This window comes from Brevibacterium sediminis, from assembly GCF_024895295.1.
Lineage (GTDB): Bacteria > Actinomycetota > Actinomycetes > Actinomycetales > Brevibacteriaceae > Brevibacterium > Brevibacterium sediminis.
In genome coordinates this window covers 244,951-264,458 of sequence record NZ_JAHQRN010000003.1, presented here as the reverse complement: position 1 = coordinate 264,458, position 19,508 = coordinate 244,951, and the positions used below count along the sequence as shown (strand labels likewise).

16 protein-coding genes are annotated in these 19,508 nt (G+C 64.0%); 4 read left to right on the top strand and 12 right to left on the bottom strand.

The genetic code is table 11. From position 1 onward, the window contains the following. Positions 1–29 precede the first annotated feature (29 nt). Positions 30–683 (top strand): helix-turn-helix domain-containing protein, encoded by a 654-nt coding sequence (locus KTJ89_RS08505; protein ID WP_139468112.1) that lies wholly within the window; start codon positions 30–32, stop codon positions 681–683. Positions 684–695: 12 nt separating this feature from the next. Here the strand turns inward: KTJ89_RS08505 and KTJ89_RS08500 are convergent, their stop codons facing one another. After that, positions 696–1,844: an FUSC family protein gene (locus tag KTJ89_RS08500; protein WP_139468111.1), complete on the bottom strand. Its 1,149-nt coding sequence runs from the start codon at positions 1,842–1,844 to the stop codon at positions 696–698. Between the two features lie 85 nt (positions 1,845–1,929). On the opposite strand from KTJ89_RS08500, the gene pepN reads away from it, so the two are divergent. After that, positions 1,930–5,040 (top strand): aminopeptidase N, encoded by a 3,111-nt coding sequence (pepN, locus tag KTJ89_RS08495; RefSeq protein WP_259357387.1) that lies wholly within the window; start codon positions 1,930–1,932, stop codon positions 5,038–5,040. 363 nt (positions 5,041–5,403) lie between these two features. Here pepN and KTJ89_RS08490 read toward each other — a convergent pair whose 3' ends face one another. The 3 genes from KTJ89_RS08490 to KTJ89_RS08480 form a co-directional block, all read right to left on the bottom strand. Then, positions 5,404–6,492: a C40 family peptidase gene (locus KTJ89_RS08490; protein ID WP_139468109.1), complete on the bottom strand. Its 1,089-nt coding sequence runs from the start codon at positions 6,490–6,492 to the stop codon at positions 5,404–5,406. A gap of 318 nt (positions 6,493–6,810) precedes the next feature. Then, the gene (locus KTJ89_RS08485; protein ID WP_139909098.1) at positions 6,811–7,926 is read right to left on the bottom strand and encodes an LLM class flavin-dependent oxidoreductase; all 1,116 of its coding nucleotides are present in this window, start codon (positions 7,924–7,926) and stop codon (positions 6,811–6,813) included. A 163-nt stretch (positions 7,927–8,089) separates the two neighbouring features. Next, a complete protein-coding gene (locus KTJ89_RS08480) occupies positions 8,090–10,042 on the bottom strand; it encodes a DUF222 domain-containing protein (RefSeq protein ID WP_259357386.1) in 1,953 nt (650 codons plus the stop codon). Between the two features lie 90 nt (positions 10,043–10,132). On the opposite strand from KTJ89_RS08480, the gene KTJ89_RS08475 reads away from it, so the two are divergent. Continuing rightward, positions 10,133–10,405 (top strand): hypothetical protein, encoded by a 273-nt coding sequence (locus KTJ89_RS08475; RefSeq protein ID WP_180345573.1) that lies wholly within the window; start codon positions 10,133–10,135, stop codon positions 10,403–10,405. Positions 10,406–10,954: 549 nt separating this feature from the next. Here KTJ89_RS08475 and KTJ89_RS08470 read toward each other — a convergent pair. Beyond that, positions 10,955–11,614, bottom strand: a complete 660-nt coding sequence (locus tag KTJ89_RS08470; RefSeq protein ID WP_259357385.1) for a helix-turn-helix domain-containing protein — start codon at positions 11,612–11,614, stop codon at positions 10,955–10,957. 109 nt (positions 11,615–11,723) lie between these two features. Between KTJ89_RS08470 and KTJ89_RS08465 the strand changes: the two genes are divergently transcribed. Further along, positions 11,724–12,752 carry an NAD(P)/FAD-dependent oxidoreductase gene (locus tag KTJ89_RS08465; protein ID WP_259357384.1) on the top strand — a complete coding sequence of 343 codons (1,029 nt, stop codon included), beginning with the start codon at positions 11,724–11,726 and terminating at the stop codon, positions 12,750–12,752. 66 nt (positions 12,753–12,818) lie between these two features. On the opposite strand, the gene KTJ89_RS08460 is transcribed toward KTJ89_RS08465, so the two are convergent. The 7 genes from KTJ89_RS08460 to KTJ89_RS08430 form a co-directional block, all read right to left on the bottom strand. Continuing rightward, the gene (locus KTJ89_RS08460) at positions 12,819–13,214 is read right to left on the bottom strand and encodes a universal stress protein (RefSeq protein WP_101543775.1); all 396 of its coding nucleotides are present in this window, start codon (positions 13,212–13,214) and stop codon (positions 12,819–12,821) included. A gap of 133 nt (positions 13,215–13,347) precedes the next feature. Next, the gene (locus tag KTJ89_RS08455) at positions 13,348–14,781 is read right to left on the bottom strand and encodes an APC family permease (RefSeq protein ID WP_259357383.1); all 1,434 of its coding nucleotides are present in this window, start codon (positions 14,779–14,781) and stop codon (positions 13,348–13,350) included. 105 nt (positions 14,782–14,886) lie between these two features. Then, a complete protein-coding gene (locus KTJ89_RS08450) occupies positions 14,887–15,588 on the bottom strand; it encodes a type 1 glutamine amidotransferase (RefSeq protein ID WP_259357382.1) in 702 nt (233 codons plus the stop codon). Continuing rightward, on the bottom strand, positions 15,585–16,811 hold the full coding sequence (locus KTJ89_RS08445; RefSeq protein ID WP_259357381.1) for a dipeptidase: 1,227 nt from the start codon (positions 16,809–16,811) through the stop codon (positions 15,585–15,587). Before KTJ89_RS08445 ends, KTJ89_RS08450 begins: the two co-directional genes overlap by 4 nt. A gap of 112 nt (positions 16,812–16,923) precedes the next feature. Further along, on the bottom strand, positions 16,924–18,081 hold the full coding sequence (locus KTJ89_RS08440) for a DUF819 family protein (RefSeq protein ID WP_259357604.1): 1,158 nt from the start codon (positions 18,079–18,081) through the stop codon (positions 16,924–16,926). A gap of 220 nt (positions 18,082–18,301) precedes the next feature. Next, complete coding sequence (locus KTJ89_RS08435) at positions 18,302–18,610, bottom strand: DUF3870 domain-containing protein (protein ID WP_139468103.1); 309 nt, start codon at positions 18,608–18,610, stop codon at positions 18,302–18,304. Between the two features lie 48 nt (positions 18,611–18,658). After that, positions 18,659–19,459 (bottom strand): serine hydrolase, encoded by an 801-nt coding sequence (locus tag KTJ89_RS08430; protein ID WP_139468102.1) that lies wholly within the window; start codon positions 19,457–19,459, stop codon positions 18,659–18,661. Positions 19,460–19,508: the final 49 nt, after the last annotated feature.

Here is a 19,508-nt window from a genome sequence, read left to right as displayed (position 1 = left end):
CCGAACGGCCTAACCGCTATAGTGAACCCATGACTTCTCGAAGCAACGACGATTCGCTGAATGACGCTCAGGGCAGCTCCGACCCCGAGTCCGCTCCCAGCGCCACCGATTCCGACGCCACAGCGCCCGGCCCGTCGCTCTCACCGAGTCAGCAGATCGCGGCGGCGCTGAAACGAGAACGACTGCGCGCCGGACTCTCCCTCTCCGAGGTCGCCAGGCGCGCCGGCATCGGCAAGTCGACGATGTCCGGGCTTGAGACGGGAAGCGGAAATCCGAGCCTGGAGACGATGTGGGCTCTGGCCGCTGCGCTCGACATCCCCCTTGCGCGCCTGCTCGACCCGCCCCCGCACGAGGTCGCCTTCCAACACGTCGGCGATATGCCCAGCCTGCCCTCGACCACCGCGAACTATGTGGCCACCCTGCTCTCGCCGTCGCCGACGAATGCCCGACGCGACGTCTACTTCATCCAGGCCGAACCGGGTGAACCCAGGGAGTCTCAGCCGCACCCGCAGGGCACGATCGAACATGTCATCCTCGGCCGCGGGGCCGCACGCATCGAAGTGCTCGGCAAGTCCTACGAATTGGGCGTCGGCGACTACCTCACCCATCCGGGCGATCAGCCTCACCGGTTCACGGCTCTGGAGCCGGGCACGAACGCCGTCTTCGTCGTCGAAAGCAGCTGACCGCCTCGACGGCTATTCGACAGCCGGTCCGTCTTCCTCATCGGCGTTCACGGCCAGCGGTGGAAGCCGGGACTGGGCCTCCTCACGAGTGAGTCCCGCGGCCTGCAGCAGGTCGACGGCGACAGTCCGCAGGAGCAGGACCATCGACTCGTCGTGGATGTCCCAATCGGGCTTCGCTCGCGGATCCAGAGCCCCCGCCGCTTCGGACAGGGCCGCCTCGGCGAGGGAACGGTCGGTGCCGCGGCGCAGAGCGATCTCGAGCTTCTTCGCACCGTCGGCCAAGGATCCGACGTAGTCGGCGATGACGGGTTTGGCGACGCCGAGCTCGGTGATGCCGACGACGCGGCGGGCGATGACTCGCATGGTCCGCATCGCGCGGTCGGAGAAGGTGTGGGCACGTGACAGGCGGGTGACTTCGGCCGCATGCCGGCGGGCACGTGCGTTGATCTTCGCGGCTTCACGAGAGATCCGCAGGGATGAACCCCAGGAGTCGATGATGTCCTGGGTTTCGCGAGCACGCTCGAGGGCTCGTCCTGCCATCGTCACATCGGCTTCGCGCAGGGCTCGTTTCATCATCCTGAGGACTGCGTCGACCTCCTCGAGCATGTCCGCGGCCAGGCGACGCGGAGCCTTTCGAGCGTCGCGCGGGATCAGCAGTGCCAGGAGGATGGCGCAGACGGATCCGGTGAGAGCGTCGAGGGTTCGCGGGAACGGCATGGTGGTGGCGCTGGCAGGGACTACGACGACGTAGACGGATTGGACGGCGATCTGGGTGATGAAGATGCCGCCGGAGTTCAGTATCGTGCCGATCGTCAGGCCGATGATCAGAGTCAGGGCGAGCTGCCAGATGCCGGAGCCGTAGAAGTTGACGAGTATCTCGCCCACGAGCACCCCGAACGTCGCTCCGATGCCGATCTCGAGGGCGCGGCGCAGGCGACGGTCGACGACGGGGCCGATGCCGACGGCGGAGGCGACCGCGGCAAGGAACGGATACGGGTGGCCGAGCACATAGACGCAGAAAGCGTAGGCGGCGGTCGCGGCGATGGGGATCTGGATCAGCTGACCGGAGTTCACCCACACACGCTTGAGCCCTAAGCGCAGGCGGTGGGCGACGACGTTGAACCCCCGCCGAGGCAGTTCGCTGACCCGATTGTCCGCCATCAGTCCCCTCTGCCGTTCGCCGGTGCTGTACTCAGAATACCGGAAATGTGGCATGCTAAAGTCTGTCCGCCGAGGAGGCTATTGAATGACAACGAATCTCACCCGAAGCGAAGCGCAGAGCCGAACACAGCTGCTCGAGGTCGATTCCTACTCAGTCCATATCGACGTCAGCAACGCCGAAACCGATGCCGACACGTACCTGTCTCGCACTGTCGTCGACTTCTCCGCCCGCTTCGTCGATTCGACATTCATCGACCTCATCGCCGACTCCGTGACCTCAGTTCTGATCAATGGTGAGAGTCTCTCCCCCGCCGAGGTCTTCGACGGCGCCCGAGTCACGTTCCCCGTCCGCGCCGGCCGCAATTCCCTGACGATCGAGGCGCAGGCCCGCTATTCCACCTCGGGCGAGGGTCTGCACCGGTTCACTGATCCGGCCGACGGCAAAACCTATCTCTATACACAGTACGAACCCACCGACGCCCGTCGCGTCTTTGCGAATTTCGACCAGCCCGACCTCAAGGCCGAGTTCATCTTCACGGTCACCGCTCCCGCACATTTCCAGGTTCTGTCGAACCGGGCCGAGGCGCGGACGGAACCGGCCGATGGTGCGGCGGGGGCCGCCTCGGCGGGATTCGAGCCTGCGAACGGATCTGCCTCGGCGGCCGCGGTCACCCATTACTTCGAACCGACGCTCAAGCAGTCGAGCTACATCACCTGCATCACCGCGGGCCCCTACGAGGGGGCGACGGACGAGTGGACGGATCCGCGCACCGGGCAGATCGTGCAACTGGGCGCCTGGACGCGCGCGAGCCTCGTCGACCACCTCGACGCGGAGGACATCTTCGGCGTTACGAAGGCGGGCCTCGACTTCTTCACCTCCGAATTCGACTACCCCTATCCATGGGGAAAGTACGATCAGATCTTCGTTCCCGAGTACAACCTCGGCGCGATGGAGAACCCCGGTCTGGTGACGTTCACGGACAATCTGATCTTCCGGGACAAGGTCACGGACGCGAACTACGAGTCCCGTGCCAATGTCATCCTGCACGAGATGGCGCATATGTGGTTCGGCGATCTCGTCACGATGAAGTGGTGGGATGACCTGTGGCTCAAGGAATCCTTCGCCGATTTCATGGGCGGGCTCGCGCTTGCCGAGGCGACGCGGTTCACCGATGGGTGGGTGACCTTCGCGTTGCGCCGCAAGGCGTGGGCGTACACGCAGGACCTGTATCCGACGACGCACCCTATCGTCGCCGACATCCCCGATGTCGAGGCCGCGAAGCTCAACTTCGATGGCATCACCTATGCCAAGGGCGCATCCGTGCTCAAGCAGCTCGTCGCGTTCGTCGGCCGGGAGGCTTTCTTCGCCGGTTCGCGGCTGTATTTCAGACGGTTCGAATACGGCAATACCGAGTTGGCTGATTTCCTCGAATGCCTCGCCGAGGCGGCTCCCGACCGGGACATCGCGAACTGGGCGGCCGCGTGGCTGGGGACGTCCGGAGTCTCGGAGCTGTCCCTGCAGCTCACGACGGCAGACGGTTCGTCTGGGTCCCCGGATGGGTCGGCAGGGTCCGCGGTCGGGTCGGCCGCGTTCTTGCAGGGTGGGGCCGGAATCGGGGCCGAAGGAGGTTCTGCCGGTACCGATGCCGCCGCGCAGAGCGCGGGACGCGGGAAGCTCGTGGCTTCGAGCTCGGGCGCAAGGCTGCGCAGCCCGGATGCGGTCGGCGACGATTTCGACGGGGCTGCCGGGGACGCTCACGAGGCAGGGCCCGGGTCGAGCGGCAGGACAGAACCGCCTCGGCGACGGTCCGGTTCGGAGAAGGTCACGGGTGCCACGATCACTCAGTCCGATTCGGCCGAGGGCACAGCCCTGCTGCGGCCGCACACGATCGAGATCGCCACGCTCGGGCGGTCGGGGCGGGCGATCGTTCCCCTCGATTCCTTCCGTTTCGAGTTCTCGACCGAGTCTGCCGACGTCGAGCAGCTGATCGGTCGCAGCGCCGGCGTGATCACTCTGCTCAATTACAACGACCTGGACTATGCGCGGGTGCGCCTCGATCCGGAGTCGACGGAGGCGGCGGTCACCTCGGCGTCGCGGATCACGGATCCGCTGTCACGGGCCCTGGTGTGGTCGGCCTTGGACAATGCGGTGCGCGATGGGCTCATGCCGGTGCAGAAGTACCTCACCGCCTATGCCCGCAGCCTGGGCAAGGAGAGTCATGCCGGGATCATGGCGGGGCTCAGCCAGACCGCTCTGACCTGCATCGACCAGTGGGTGGCGGACCGGAATTTCGATGCCGCGATCATGGGGCTTCTGGGAGCGGCGTTGGATGCGTTGGCGGCGGCGAAAGCAGGGTCGGATGCGCAGCTGCATCTGGCCAACCTCGTATTGGCGCTGACGTCGCGGACGGCCCGCTGCGCCGCCGGCAGTTCCGCGGTGGCTATGGGGCGTGGGTTCGCCAGCCAGATCCTGACGGTGCCGGTCGGTGAGGAGATCGACCGGATGTATGCCGGAGCTCCCGGGCAGGCCGGTTCGGCTGATCGGGCTGGTTCAGCTGGGCAGGCTGGTTCGGTGAGTCAGGCCGGTTCGATGAGCCAGTCGGCCGAAGCTTCCGGTGGTGCCCGCACGGGCCGAGGCGCCGAGCATTCAACTGCGACGCTGCCGTTCCGGGGTCTCATCAATGATCATGCGCTGCGGTGGAATGCGCTGACGGCGCTCGTCTGCCTCGGGTGGGCGGATCAGACGGATATCGCGCGGGAGAATCATTCGGATCCCAGCTCTTCGGGTCGACTTCACGCCGAGACGGCCAGTGCCGCACTGCCTCTGCCGATCGTCAAGATCCGTGCCTGGGAGGCGATCCGCGAGGCGGGAGCGCTGAGCAATGATGTTCTGTCGGCGATCATCGCCGGGTTCATCGCGCCGAGTGCGATGCCGCTCATCGAGGAGTATGTCGATGAGTACTTCGATGGTCTGCTCGGGTTCTGGACGGACAATTCGATTGAGATCGCCCGCCGCCTGGTGCTCGGCCTCTATCCCCGATGGTCCGTCGACGAGGAGGCTGTGGTCGAGAAGACCGACGCATGGTTGGCCGCCAACGACGATGCACCTGCGGCTCTGCGCCGGCTGGTCATCGAACGTCGGGATGATCTGGCCCGTGCCATCTTCCTGAAATCGACTCAGAGCTCGCGGCACTGACCGGCGGTCGCCTCGGAGAAACCATACGGCGGTCGCCTCGGTGGGCAAGTTTCGATGAAATCGGGTCGCCGGTCATTCCGGTCGACTCTGCTCGATAGCCGCCTCGGCGGGCACCTCTCCCCAGGCCAGGCCCCTCCCCTCCCCTGGCCAGGTCTCTCAGCAATCGCCATGCTCAGCAGACCTGGCGATGCTCCCCAGCTAGAGCCGTGCTCAGCAACCTTGGCGATGTTCCCAGCTAGGCCCTACTGAAATCATGGATGGCCGGTGCCCTCCTCAGGGCACCGGCCATCAGTGTGTCGGCTGGTCACTCGACTGAACTGGTCAGGTCCTGGTTGGAACCGGGACCATCTGACTCGATCCAGATCAGAGGATGCGGCGGGCTCCGGAGAATTCGTTTCCGGTGTCCCACTTCTTCCAGTCGGTGATGTAGACGTCTTTCGACGCGTTCGGCGAGTGGATCATCTTGCCGTCGCCGACGTACATTCCGACGTGATGGACTGTTCCCGAGCTGGTCGAGAAGAACAGCAGGTCTCCGGGCTTGAGGTTCGACGAGGAGACAGCTTTGCCCGCCTTCGCCTGTTCTCCCGAGTCGCGAGGCAGATCGATGCCGTGGGCTTTGTAGATGGAGTAGGTGAATCCGGAGCAGTCGAATCCGTAGGCGGAGACTCCGGCCCACAGGTAGCGCAGGCCCTCGAACTGCTTCGCGGTCTTCACGAGGTCTTTGCCGCTGGGCTTCTCAGGTTTGTCGCCGACGTCGTAGACATCCACGTCATCGATGTCGATCCAGGCGGCTCCGCCTCCGGGGAGAGCGACGCGGACATCATCGACGTCCTGGGCGATGAGCGGCAGGTCGACGTTGAAGCTGACGTCGGCACCAGTGTCCTTGGTGAATTCGATGCCTTCGAGTTCGCTCTTGGGCTTCGTGACCACTGCGCGGGGCTGGTCTTCGGCGAGCTTTCCGAAGCGGTCGTTTTCGACCAGCTGCTTCTTGGGCAGCCAACCCGGGTAGCCCTTCTTGTTCTTCGGGGTCTTCTGGTCGGTCACGGCGACCTTGGCCCAGCTGCCCTTGGTTTCGAGGACGGAGACTTCCGAACCGTAGGTTGCCTGTGTCTCGGTTTTTCCAGTCAGGCCCCGGCGCACATCGGTGGATTCGAGGTTCTTGTTCCACTTCTTGAGGTCGACGGGGTGCTGGAGCGCGGGCTTGTCGACCTTGCGAGGGGCCTTCGGGTCGGTCCACAGTGTCGCGACCGTGACATCGACGTAGGCGGTCTCGCCCTTTTCGATCTTGCCGTCGGTGATTCGTTCGAGTTCTTGGCCGGGCACGACATCAGCGGAGATGCCGGACGTTTTTGCGGCGTCGGTCGACGACAGATTGCTCGACAGTGCGGGAGCACCGGCGCCGAAAACCAGTCCGACCCCAAGTGCTGCCGAAACAGCAATTTTGGTACGCATTATTTCTCTTTCGGTCTGCAGGCCGGGGCCCGCGTGGGGGAAGTCTCCGAAGGTGCGCGAGCGCATTCGGCGTACAGCATTCGCCTCCGTTTCGACCTCTCCGCAAGGAGCGGCCTCGCCGTAGACGAGGTTCTGCACGGTGTCGATTCTACTGGCTGTCACACGACTGTCAGCTTTCATGACACTGTGACAGGATAACGCGGACTGGTCGTGGATTGAAGTCCACTTGCCCGAATCGATGCTGAGCTGAGACTTCGGCCCGGTGCCGATGGCCGATATCGGCCCCGATCGGAACCGGGGACAGACCTCAGCCAGGTGTCACATATCGGTGCCTGCATCAGCGACGCCGGAAGCTCCGGTGGAGCCGAGGAATTCCGTGGCAAGCAGGTCGATCGTCTGAGTCCGTCCTGGGTCTTCGCGTACGTCTTCGCCTTCCATGGCGCCGGCGATCGGTTGGATCATGATCTCGTCGACCTCGAAGCGCTCAGAGAGTTCCTCGAGCTGCGCGGACACGGATTTCGTGTCGCCGATGATCCAGTTGCCGGAGAGCTCTTCGCCGACCATACGCTCCTGGTCGGTCATCACCGATCGCACGTCGTCGCCGGCCAGATGCAGCTTCTCCATCGGTCCGCCGGTGCGCATTCTGGCCATCTGCAGCATGAATGGCTCCGAGCGCAGCCGCGCTTCTTCCTCGGTGGGTGCTGCGACGACGTTGGCCGTGACAAAGGTCTGCGGCTTGTCTCCGTAAGCGCCAGGCGTGAAATTGTCGCGGTAGATCTTCATTCCGGTGGTGGCACCCGATGCGAAGTGGTTGGCGAAGACATAGGGCATGCCGAGTTCAGCTGCCAGCCTGGCCGAGTAACCGGATGAACCGAGCAGCCACGGCAGCGGCTGCGTTCCCGGAGCTGCCGCGGGCGTCGCCTTGAGCACATGTTCGCGTCCACCGTGAAGCGGAACTCGCATCCCCTCGGGCCGCATGAGGCTGAGAGTGTCGATCACGTGCTGGGGGAACTGTTCGACGGGATCGATTGCTCGTCCTTCACGGTCGACCATCCGTCCTTCACCGAGGTGGCCGCGCATTGCCGCCGAAGTGATCGGGTCCGTCCCCGGTGCGCGACCGATTCCCAGATCGATGCGGTCGCCGTAGACAGCGGAGAGCAGAGCGAACAGCTCGGCGACCGCCAGCGGGGCGTGATTGGGAAGCATGACTCCACCGGAACCGAGGCGGATCTGCTGTGTTCCCTGGCCGAGGTGCATGAGTTCGGGCCCTGGCATCGTCGATGCGATCGAGGGCATGTTGTGGTGCTCGGCGACCCAATAGCGGGTGAATCCGAGCTTGTCAGCCGTGTCGATGATCTGCTTTGAGGCGGCGAAGGAGTCTGCTGTCGTCTGTCCTGTACGGACAGGAACGAGGTCAAGGATCGAAAGCTTCATAACGAGGCAACAGTGCATGTGAGAAGAACATTCCGTTCCCCGCGGACCACGCCGCCGATGAACCGCACCATTGGTCTCGGCCACGTGTCCCGCGAATAACTGTCACATTGCCGGGGTTTTGCCAGCCGAACCCAAGTGCTTGTCAGCTGAACCTAAGTGCTTGTCAGCCGAAGAGAGTCTCTCCGATTTCCCGCGCGATGAACCGTGCGTGGAGCACCGGTTCTTGTGCTGGATCGATGGTCGCCGGTGGCACCCACGCGGGCCGACCGTCGATGAGCATTCTGCAGTCCCAATCGGTGTAATCAAGCAGGTGGTGATGCGCTGAACAGGCCAAAGTGAGATTGTTGACGTCGGTCTTGCCGTTCTGCGCCCATGGGACGATATGGTGCGCTTCGCACCAGCCGGGAGGAGTGTCGCATCCGGGGAACGTGCATCCCTGGTCACGGCTGGCGAGAATTGCCAGCTGTTTCTCTGTGGCCAACCGTCGTTCTGTCGCGAGTGCCAACGATTTCGCTCTTTCGCCCATGAGGTGGAAGAAGACCGATCCGTTCAGTCCTTCCAGAGCAGCGGAATCGATCGGGAACGGCGTTTCGACTCCCGTGACGGCCTTGCCGGTCCGGTTCGCCAGGTCTTCTGCCTTGGCTGTGACGACCAGTGCGTAGGCCGCTCCGGCCTTGATGCGGTTCATTTCGATGCTGCCGATGACGCTGGAGAAACGCTCGTAGATGCGACGCCGGACACTCGGCTGCTCAGCGGCCATCGTCACCAGTGAGCCGTCCTGCCTCACCCCGGCTCCCTGCGGGATCTCACCATTCGCGCCGACCTGCGGCGGGGTGAAGTCAAGCGAAGGGTCGAGACAGTCCGCGCGGTCGCCGCGCAGAACCTCCGTATAGGCGTCGACGACTTCCTGATCGAGGTCGCTCACACTGTCACCGCCGCCTTCGGCTGCGGGGCGGGCGTCGTCGGCAGATCGGGTATCGTCGGTGGCGCTCGCTCCGTCGATCGGGCGTTCGCCATCCGCGGGAGCGGCATCGATTCCTGCCGCGTTCGCGCAGTTGTCCTCGTCCGACTGAGAATCGGTTTTGATGCGCGAAGTCAGCAGGCCGTTGAGGATCCCACCGGTCTCCTCGTCGAGGCGACCTTTGAGGGTCCACGTTCCGTCCTTCGCCTGGCGCAGGTTGACAGCGAAGCTGTCCCGGTCTGCCGCTTCTTTCGGTTCCTGGCCGTCGGGATCGATCCAGCCCAGGATCTCTTCGAAGAGTGCATGGATATCGCAGACGCGAACCGCCTGAGCCTTTTCGACGAGCAGGCTTTCAGCCTTGATCTTGTCGTCCTCCGATACGTTCACAGGCAGGTTCTTCAAGCATTTGGAGATCGTCGACGCCTGGTTTGCCGAGAGCACTCCTTCACGAAGGGCAGCTGCGAGAATCGGAAACTGCGCCTCGATCGATTCCCCGCTCATGCTGGTCCGCTTTCCCAGGCACTCAGCGAGCTGAGTGCGGCGATAGGCCTCTTGTGCAGACAGGTTGAGCCGATGTTGGACCAGCGCCTTCGTCGTCTTCGCCCCGTAGTCGCGGGGCGTGCCGACACGTTCGAACACGGAGAGGGTCACGACCGACAGGGACTCCGTCAGACGGTTCAAGGTCTCAAGACCATCGAGAAGAGTCACCGCGTCATCGGGCCCCATGGGGCGAGTGAAGTCGTGGAGCCCGTCGAGCAGGCCCTGCAGAGCGCAGATGCTTTCTGTGACTTCCGGGGCTGCGTGCTTCAAGTCTGACCAGCGAAACTCGTCGAGCAGGGGATGCGTGTCAGCTTCTGAGTCATAGCGTTCGGCGAGTGCCTTGTGTCGCTCCGCGCGTTCTACCTCAGCGATACGTTCGGCTTCTTTCTGCGCCCGCTTCTTCGCCTCGTACCGCTCAACGTGGGCGTTCCACTCCGCTCTTTCACGCGCGAGTTCTTCGTCCTCTGCGCGAGCCTGCGGGTTCTTCTTCAGATACTCCTCACGCTCCGCAGTTCTCTGTGCCTCACGTTCTTCGCGCTTTGCCTTCATCCACGCGCTTTGGCGTGCTTCGATCTCTTTGATGCAGGCCTGGACCTCTGCCTCGGTCTCCGGCATCGTCGTCCTGCTCGACCAGGGCCCCTGCCCGGCGTGGATAACGCCACCCGGAAGAGCAGGCGCCGCTGCGTCAGCCTCGATAACAGCTGCTTGACTGCTGCCTTCCGCAGCTACGACTCCGTCGACGACTGCATCGCTGCCATCCTCGACGGCGTCATCCTGTCCGTCACCAGCTTGGTCGGCGACCGCCTCGCCGTCGGCCAGGTTGTCGGCGATCCCGTCGAATCTGTCGGCGAGAGGATGACCGGTCAGATCGAATCCGGCCTCAGCGAGCAGCTCCCGGTAAGTCGACCTGGAGGAGTCACTGTCGGCAGACCGGGCAGAAGAGCCGGCCGCAGTTGGAGGGAGGTCACTGGGCGGTGAACCTTGAAGGGGTGGTGCCTGCGAAGCCTTTCCCGCTTCGCAATCATCGTGCTCGTCGTACCTTCGGTCGGGGATGAGAGCCATCTTCTTCGTATCCGTTCATCATCGTTGATGTCTTCGGCTTGGCTCCATTCTAATCCAGGAATAGAACAGAGTCTATAGTTCTGTACGATTTATTTGAGATATTTTCCCTGTCTTACTATTTTGTACTATTTGCACTGGTCAATGGGAGATCTCACTCGGAGTGCGATGTTTGACAATGATCGCTGGCGGCGACCAGAAGAAGGGGCTCTCACCTACGGTGTCGACGAAGTGGGCCGAGACTACTCCTCGCCACTGACGCGAGCACGCGGGGCCAGGGTCCCGCCACAGCCACGCAGGCAGCACCCCGCCGCAGCCACGCAGGGCCAGGGCCCCGCCACAGCCACCCGGGCAGAACTCACGTCCCGCCACGGTCACGCTTGCGGAAGTCACTTCCCGCCACAATCAAGCGCGCGCAACCGACGCCCCGTCGTATCAACGAGCGCCTGCGCCGGCCCACAGCTCCACTCAGCTCTTCATATGAACGCGCTGTCCTTCGGGTCCGAACAGGCTGAGATACTCGACCCCGCCGTCATCGGCTCCCCCGAACCAGTGCGGAGTGCGCGTATCGAACTCTGCGGCCTCTCCAGCACTGAGAACCATCGTCCGGTCGCCGAGGATGAGGGTCAGGCGACCGCGGATCACATACACCCATTCGAATCCGGGGTGAGTCTTCAGCGCACCGAGCTTCGGTGTCTGCCGACCGTCGACGATGTGCTTGAAGGCCTGTACTCCGATCGCTCCGCGGCTGAGCGGCAGGATCGTCTGATCGTGGAACTTCCGCGGGGAGATATGAATGCGCGGATCGCCGATCGGCGGAGTCCCCACAAGCTCATCGAGCGGGAGCCCATAGACCCCAGCCAGCGGCAGCAGCAGCTCCAAACTCGGCTTGCGCTTCCCGGATTCCAGGCGCGACAGTGTGCTCGTCGACATTCCGGCAAGCTCAGCCACCTCGTCGAGGGTGCGCCCCTGCTCCTGCCGCAGCACTCGCAGGCGAGCGCCGACACCCGCCAAAGACTGCCGGATAGCCTCCTGCGCCTCAACCGGGGCGGACCCATCGGAGAGGATCTCCGACATCCGACCCGTCGCATGAGCGGCGCGCTCCCCTGACTCTCTTGGCTCTTCCATGCCCTCAGCATGACACAATTTGCTGTTTCTGCAAACACGTTTGCACTTTTATACGGGCTAGGAACACACTCGAATAGACGCCGACCATCCATCAGCACACAGGAGAATCATGACCACCCAAACTGCACCCGTAAACTCCCAGCCAACTGCGGCCGACTCGTCGGCCGAATCCGCGCAGGATTCCTTCGATGTCGCCGTCATCGGCGGTGGGGCAGGCGGCCTCGCCGCATCGATCGCCCTGGCCAGGTCTCTGCGATCCGTCGTCGTCATCGACGCAGGCCAGCTGCGCAATTCCTCAAGCGCACACGCGCACAACGTCCTCGGCCACGAAGGCATCAGGCCCCAGGATCTCGTGGCGAAAGGCCGCGCCGAGGCCAAAGAGTACGGCGTTGCCTTCATCGATGCGACCGTGCAGCAAGCACGCACGATCGATTCGGAACCCCACCCCGCCGAGGCGGCTCCGCGGTATCGATTCGAACTGACCACCTCGGCGGGGGTCGATGTCAGGGTCCGACGCATCATCATCGCCACCGGTTTGAGCGACGAACTTCCGGACATCCCGGGTCTCGCGGAAGGCTGGGGCGACACCGTCCTGCACTGCCCCTACTGCCACGGCTTCGAGGTGCGCGGACAGCGCATCGGGGTCATCGGCACAACGGCCATGTCATACCACCAGGCGATGTTGTTCTCCCAGCTCAGCGACCACGTCAGCTTCATCCGTCACAACGCTCCCGCCCCTGATTCCGAACAGACGGCAATGCTCGATACGCTCGGCATCGAGTTCATCGATTCCACCGTCACCGAGGTGGCCCGCACCGAGTCCGGCACCGTCGTTTCACTGGCGGCCGCCGAATCCGCGGACGGAGCGGAATCTCTTACCTTCGATGCGCTCACAGTCGGTGCGTATGGTCGAGCGAATGCCGACCTGTTCGCCCAGCTCGGAGGCGAGGTCGTCGCTCACCCGAGCGGGATGGGCACCTATATTCCGACGCAGATGGCAGGGCAGACCGATGTGCCCGGCGTCTGGGCGGTCGGCAACAGCGCAGATGTCTCAGCGATGGTCGTGGCCAGCACAGCCAGCGGGGTGATGGCCGGCGCGCATGTCAACGCCGATCTCATCATGGAGCGGCTCGGCTGAGACGTGCACGCAGCGGACACATGTCAGCCCAGCGAGCCGGGTTGCGTGTGCGCTGCGGTCAAGCCCTCAGTGCGCGGCTTTGACGCACAGCACCGGGGCTTCGGCGTCGAGGATGACCTTCTGAATCGTCGACCCGAGCAGAAACTTCCCGACCGGGGTGCGCTTCCGGGTTCCGAGCACGATCAGTTCGGCTCCCACCTCGTTGGCGGTGTCGAGGATCTGTTCGGCCGGGTCGTACTCGCTGCCCAAGGTCAGTACGCGGAATTCGACGTCCGCCCTGGTCAGGTAGTTGTTGACCGATTTGAGCTCCCCTTCGCCGAGGCGGTAGGAGTCGCTGCGCTGCGCCGACCGTGACGCATTGACGACGACGAGCTCCTTGCCGTCCTTCTTCGCCTGCGCGATGCCGGCATCGAGAGCAGCGTGTCCGGCGGGATTGTTGACGTAACCGACGAGTACTGTCATTTTTCACCTTCGTTGGATTGAGCTGTACAGAACCGAGCGCGCAGGTCGGGAACCCACAGTCCAAGCATATCGAGCGATGCAGACATGGGTCGGCGAGCGGCCCCGGCCGCACCGCCTCGGCGAGGGGATGAGGTCACGACAGCTCTTCGGGATTGCGGAATCGGGTGCTCGTGCCCTTCGTCGAACGGTTCCAGAACCAGGTCACGGCCCACAGGACGACACCGATGCCGACGAGCGCCGCCGCGATCTGATACTGGATGAGCTCTTCCAGGCGGGCCCACGGACCGACGAGGAACACGCAGGTGATGACGCCGATCCACGGCAGAATCGTCGGTGCCTTGAAGTGTTCGGCATTGCCGGACTTGTCCTTGCGCAGGATGAGCACAGCGACGTTGACGACGGCGAACACTGCCAACAGCAGCAGCGAGGTGGTGCCGCCCAGGGACGCGGTCACCGTCTCGGGCAGGATCGTGGACACGAAGAAGATGAGCGCGAAGGCGATCAGCGTCGTGAAGATGATCGACACCCACGGCGAGCGGCGTCCGACCAAGACCTTCGCGAACACGGGCGGGAGCACGTTCTGCTTGGCCATTCCGTAGAGCAGACGGCTGGCCATGAGCATGTTGATCAGGGCCGAGTTCGCAACGGCGAACATCGTCATGAATGGGAAGATCGTATCGATCGGCAGGCCCGGAGCACCCTCCCGGACGACCTCGAGCAGTGGCGTCTCGCTCTCGGTGAGCACGCCGATGGGCACTGCTGCGACGGTGACCAGGGAGACGAGGACGTAGATGATGCCGGTGATCGTCAGACCAGAGAGCATGATCTTCGGGAAGATCCGCGGATCCTTCGTCTCTTCGACCATGTTGACCGAATCCTCGAAGCCGACCATGGAGAAGAAGGCGAGCGCAGTGGCACCGGTGACCGCGAGGAAGACGCTCTTGTCGCCCTCGGTCTCGAAGATCATCACGCGTGAGAAGTCGGCGTCACCCGAACCGAGTGCGAAGAAGCCGACGACGATGACCAGCAGCAGACCGCTCAGCTCGATGAGGGTGAGGACGACGTTGAACCATACGCTCTCGCCGACTCCGCGGAGGTTGATGAGCGCGATGAGAGTGAGGAACGCCAGCGCAATCCACATCACCCCTGTGCCGGAGACGTCCCAACCGAAGCCGGCCACGAGGTTCGCCGCGAAGACATTCGACGCCGTCGATGCCGAGGTGATTCCGGAGCTGAGGACGGCGAAGGCGACGAGGAACGTCACGAAGTGGATTCCGAACGCCTTGTGCGTATAGAGCGCGGCACCCGCGGCCTGCGGATACTTCGTCACGAGTTCCATATAGGAGAATGCGGTGATCAGCGCGATGAGGAAGGCGAGGATCACCGGTGCCCAACCGGCACCGCCGACCTGCCCGGCCACCTTGCCGGTCAGAGCATAGACGCCGGTTCCGAGGATGTCACCGACGATGAACAGAAGCAGCAGCTTCGGCCCCATGACCCGCTTGAGGGTCTCGGGCTGGTGTCCGTCACCGGGGTCGATTGTCGTCGTGGGTTCTTTGTCGCTCACGATTCCTCCGTGTCCAATGCGGCGGCTGTGCCGCATACCTGGCAACCCTGACTGTGGTCAGAGCCTCGCCTAGTATGCCTCAGACACGAGCCTGACACACAAGCTTCAGTTCCGAACCACCGTGAGAAACGCGGAGAACAGGGCCTTCGAATCACGTTCGCTCTCCGGCCCGAGCTCCATCGCTTCTTCCAACAGGGTATCTTTATCGAACCCCAAAGTCTGCAGTTTCTCCGCATCCCAGCGCTCGATGTTCGCCCGCGTCGACTCCGGGTGGAACTGCGTCCCCCACGCCCTGCCGACCCGGAACGCCTGGAATTCGCAGGCCTCGCTCCTGGCGAGCAGGGTAGCCTCCTCGGGGAGGGCGACGATGCGGTCAACGTGGCTTTCGACGAACGAGGTCCGTGGCCGGATCGCGGAGAACACCGGGTCCGCGGCCGCCTCGGCGGTGGTGTCGATCCGCGTGTATCCCTTCTCCGGCGCCCCGGTCCGAGCCTGCACATCGGCCCCGATGACGTGGGCGATGAGCTGCCCGCCGAGGCAGATCCCGAACTGCGGCAGATCCGTGGCCAGGGCATGGCGGACGAGTTCGGCCTCATCGGCCAACCACGGGGCCCGGTCCGTCTCATCGGGCATGTACCCGCCGCCGAGCATGATGAGCCCGTCATAGGCATCGAGCTCCGAGGGCCCGGGCAGGGGTGAGACCCCGCCGATGCGCAGATCGAACTCGACGTTCTCGCTGATCATCCACCGTGTCAGCAGCCCCGGCTGGGATTCGATGTCATTGACGATGACGAGCAGCCGCGTCATGATTCCGCCCCCGCCGAGGCGGCCGAACCATTGCCTGCGGACCCGACGTTGCCGCCGCCGTTCCCCGTCGCCGAGGCGGCCGTGCCGTTGGCCGCGGAACCGGCGTTGGCCGCGGACGGTGCGTCGACCGCCGAGCCGAGGAACGCCGTGTACGCATCCTCGTGCGCGTCGAGGACGCGCATCGCATTGTCGAAGCCGATCTTGCGCAGGTCGGTCTGCGACCAGCCGCGCGAGGCGAGCTCGGCGAACAGGTTCGGATACTGGCCGGCATCACCGAGTCCGGTCGGCAGCTCATCGACTCCGCAGATGTCGCCGCCCAGTCCGATGTGGTCGATGCCGATCCGTTCGCGAACGTAATCGCAGTGGTCGGCGACCTGGGCCACGGTCACCTCGGGGGCGGTTCCCTGTTCTCCGGCGTCGACCCATTCGCGGCGGGCGTTCGAGACGAACGAGGGCACGAACGTCATCATCGCGACTCCCGCGTTGTCGGGCACGCGGTCCAAGACGTCGTCCGGGATGTTGCGCGGGTGCGGGTTGAGACCGTACGCGCAGGAGTGGGTGAAGAGGACCGGCAGGGTGCTCTGGTCCAGCGACTGGTGCATGACGGTGGGCGCGACGTGGGAGAGGTCGAGGATCATGCCGATCCGGTTCATCTCCGCCACGACCTCACGTCCGAAGACGCTCAAGCCGCCGTGGACCGGTTCGTCCGTAGCCGAGTCGGCCCAGGAATGAGTCGTCGACCACGTCAGAGTCATATAGCGGGCCCCGGCGCGGGCGTACGACCGCAGCACGGCGAGGGATTCGTCGATCTGCTGACCGCCTTCGACGCCCATGAGGGAGGCGACCTTGCCGGCTGCGCGAGCCGCACGGACGTCGGCGGCGGTACGGGCGAAGGCAAGTCGTTCGGGGTAGGCGGTGACGACACGCTGGACCGCGTCGATCTGCTCCCATGTGGCCTTGATCGCGTCGGCGCCGGTGATCGAGGAATGAACGTAGACGGACCAGTACTGCGCGGCCACGTGTCCGGCCGCCAGCTGATCCATCGTGGTGAACGGCGAGACGGCCGGGTCGTTGAGCCCCTCCACGCTGTAGTCGCGTTCCTCGCGCAGGTACCAGGCGAGGTCGTTGTGTCCGTCGAAGACGTCGACGGCGGGTGCGGATGCTGCGTCTGGTGCGGATTCGGTGTCGGGTCCGGTTGCGGAGGCTGTGTTGGGTGCGGTCATGGTCGGGTCCTTCCGGTCGGGCGGATTGGGTCGGTGCAGGGGTGCACGCACGGAACGGTACTCTCGCGATGGGGAGGTCGGCCGCCTCGGCGAGGTGGGGTCGGTTCGTTCATCATGCCAGCCCGGACAGGATCTGGGCCGACCACAGGCCGAGGAACGTGCCGAGGAACGTTCCCATCAGCGCGAACAGCACACCGACGGGGACGAGCTGTCGGTTGAAGGCTCCCGCGACGACCGGCGCCGAGGCGATTCCGCCGATGTTCGCGGTGCTGGCCACGGCGATGCTGAAGAGCTCGGTGCGGGTGAGCTTGGCGTAGATGAGCATGATGGCGATGTGGACGACGAGGACGATGATGCCCGCCACCAGATAGAGCGGCGCTTCGGCCAGGGAGGTGAAGTCCGAGCCCGAGGCGATGATGCCGATGATGAGGTAGAGCAGGATCGTCGCGAGCTCATTGGATCCGGCGGTCCTGCCGAACCGAGTCGATCCGATGGCCAGCCCGAGGACGCTGACGATGAGGATTGTCCACGCCGTACCGTCGATGACCGCTCCGACCTCGGGCAGCAGTTCGCCGAGGCGGATCGCCAGGGCCGAGGCCAGCAGTGCGAATCCGATGAGTCCGAAGATCGACGACAGCGTCATCGGCTTCTCCTCCTCGGCCGAGACTCTGTCGGTGAAATCGAGCTTCGACATATCGGCCTTCGTCCACTTGTCGAACTTGTCGGAGACTGTGACGGAGGAGAAGATGAGCAGCAGCCAGAAGGAGTAGAGCACTGTGTCGACGATGAGGACGTAGCCGAACACGTTCTCGGGTGCCTGGAGGACCTCCTGCACCGCGACCATGTTCGCCGAACCACCCGTCCACGAGGCGTTGAGAGCGCCGAGGGCCTTCCACGCTTCCGGGTCGAGGCTGGAGTGCAGGATGAGGTAGCTGATGATGAAGCCGATGATGATGCTCGCCGCGGTCACCGCAAAGGTGAGCAGCAGTTTGGGCCCGAGCTTGATGATCTGCCGGATATCGCACTTGAACAGCATGAGCAGGATCATCGCGGGCAGCATCACCTCGCGCAGGGTGTCGCCGACCACGGTGATGTCTCCACCGTCGTGGTCGAAGACGCCGAACGTGTTGAGCAGCGCCGCCACGATGTAGAGGATGACGAAGCCGGGCACATATTTGAAGAGCTTGAAGCGCCCGCTCCGGTCCGCGACGACGAGGGCTGCGGAGATCGCCAGAAGCAGGCTGATGAATAGAAAACCGTCCGTGATCACTAACGACACTTCCTCATTGAATACGTCCATCCCGGCAGAGGCAGAGCCGACGGTGCCGCAGCTGGCTGCGCCGCACGGCGCGGATGGCAGCAGCACCGGTTGGGCCAGTGGCAGAGCCACGGGCGGCACCGAGGATGTCTCCGGGATGGAGCAATGTGCAGTTGTCGATCGGATCCGGTCCGGTGAGGGCCCGGGCAATCGGGGTGGTCGAAGGCGCTGCCTAAGCGGTGACCTCGCGGTACTTCTTCGCGGCGTTGTTCACTGCTGTGATCAGCGCCTTCTGCGAGGATCCGTGGTAGCGGCGCTGGATGCGCTCTATCAGTCGACCAGGGTCCGTGATGTCGGCATCGACGAACAGGCTCCGAATGAAGTTCCGGGTCAGAGCCAACGTCGCCGTGCAGTCCACATCGAGGATTCGGTGGGTGTCCGGCTGGATCTCGAATGCCACGTAGAACAGACCGAACTGGTTGGTGATCGGGTTGTTCGACGGAGCCTTCGCTTCGCCTGTGAGGTAGATCGTATCGGACATCGCCCACCAGACTACCCCACGGCTCTCGGCGCCGATTCGCGCTCGGGCTCAGAGGAACCGGTGGATCGCGTTGCCGGCCTGCCGCATGATCGGCATGACGTCGACGACGCGGTCGGTGCCCGGTTCCCAGTTCGCGAACACCGCATAGGCGACGCGACGCGTAGGCGTCATCACGATCCCGGCATCGGCCCGGATCGTCCCGTTCGTGCCGGTCTTGTTCCACACCCACACGTCCCGCTGGTAGTTGTAGTGAGCGAGCGGGTCCAGATCGAACGCCGAGGCGACCATCGAGGTGTCCGCGCCGGCTCCCAACCAGCGCCGGAAGACCTCGTTCGTCGACTCGTCCCAGAATTCGTCCTTGGCGTGCCTGGCCATGAAATCACTGAGCTCCGCGGCCGTGCCCGTCGACAGTGTCCGCGGCGCTTTGGCCGGGCGCGGCCAGCGCAGAAAGTCGTGCAGACCCGAGTTCCTGTACCCGAGCTTCTCCACCTGATCCGCAACATTCTCCAGCCCGACCCTGCGGATGAGCACGTTCGTGGCGAAGTTGTCGCTGAACGCCCCGATGAGCAGAGCGACGTCGAAGATGCTCAGATCGTCCTGCTCCATGAGGTACCAGATCCCCGATTCGTCGACCCTCTCCGAAGGCCGCCGATGCAGGCGTTCCTCCAGGTCAAGCGTGCCGTCCTTGTACATCTGCAAGGCAGTGTGGAGGAGGAAGACCTTGCCCATGCTGGCGGTGTCGAGTTCGTCGTTCTCATTGTGGGCGAACACCCGTTCCCCACTGTCGACGTCGAAGGCCAGAGCGCTGAATCGCACTCCGGGCAGTCCATCGAATTTCAGTTCGCTCATCAGCGTGCTCCTGTCAGTCTCGTTTCGTTCATGTCTGCGCGCCCGCGAT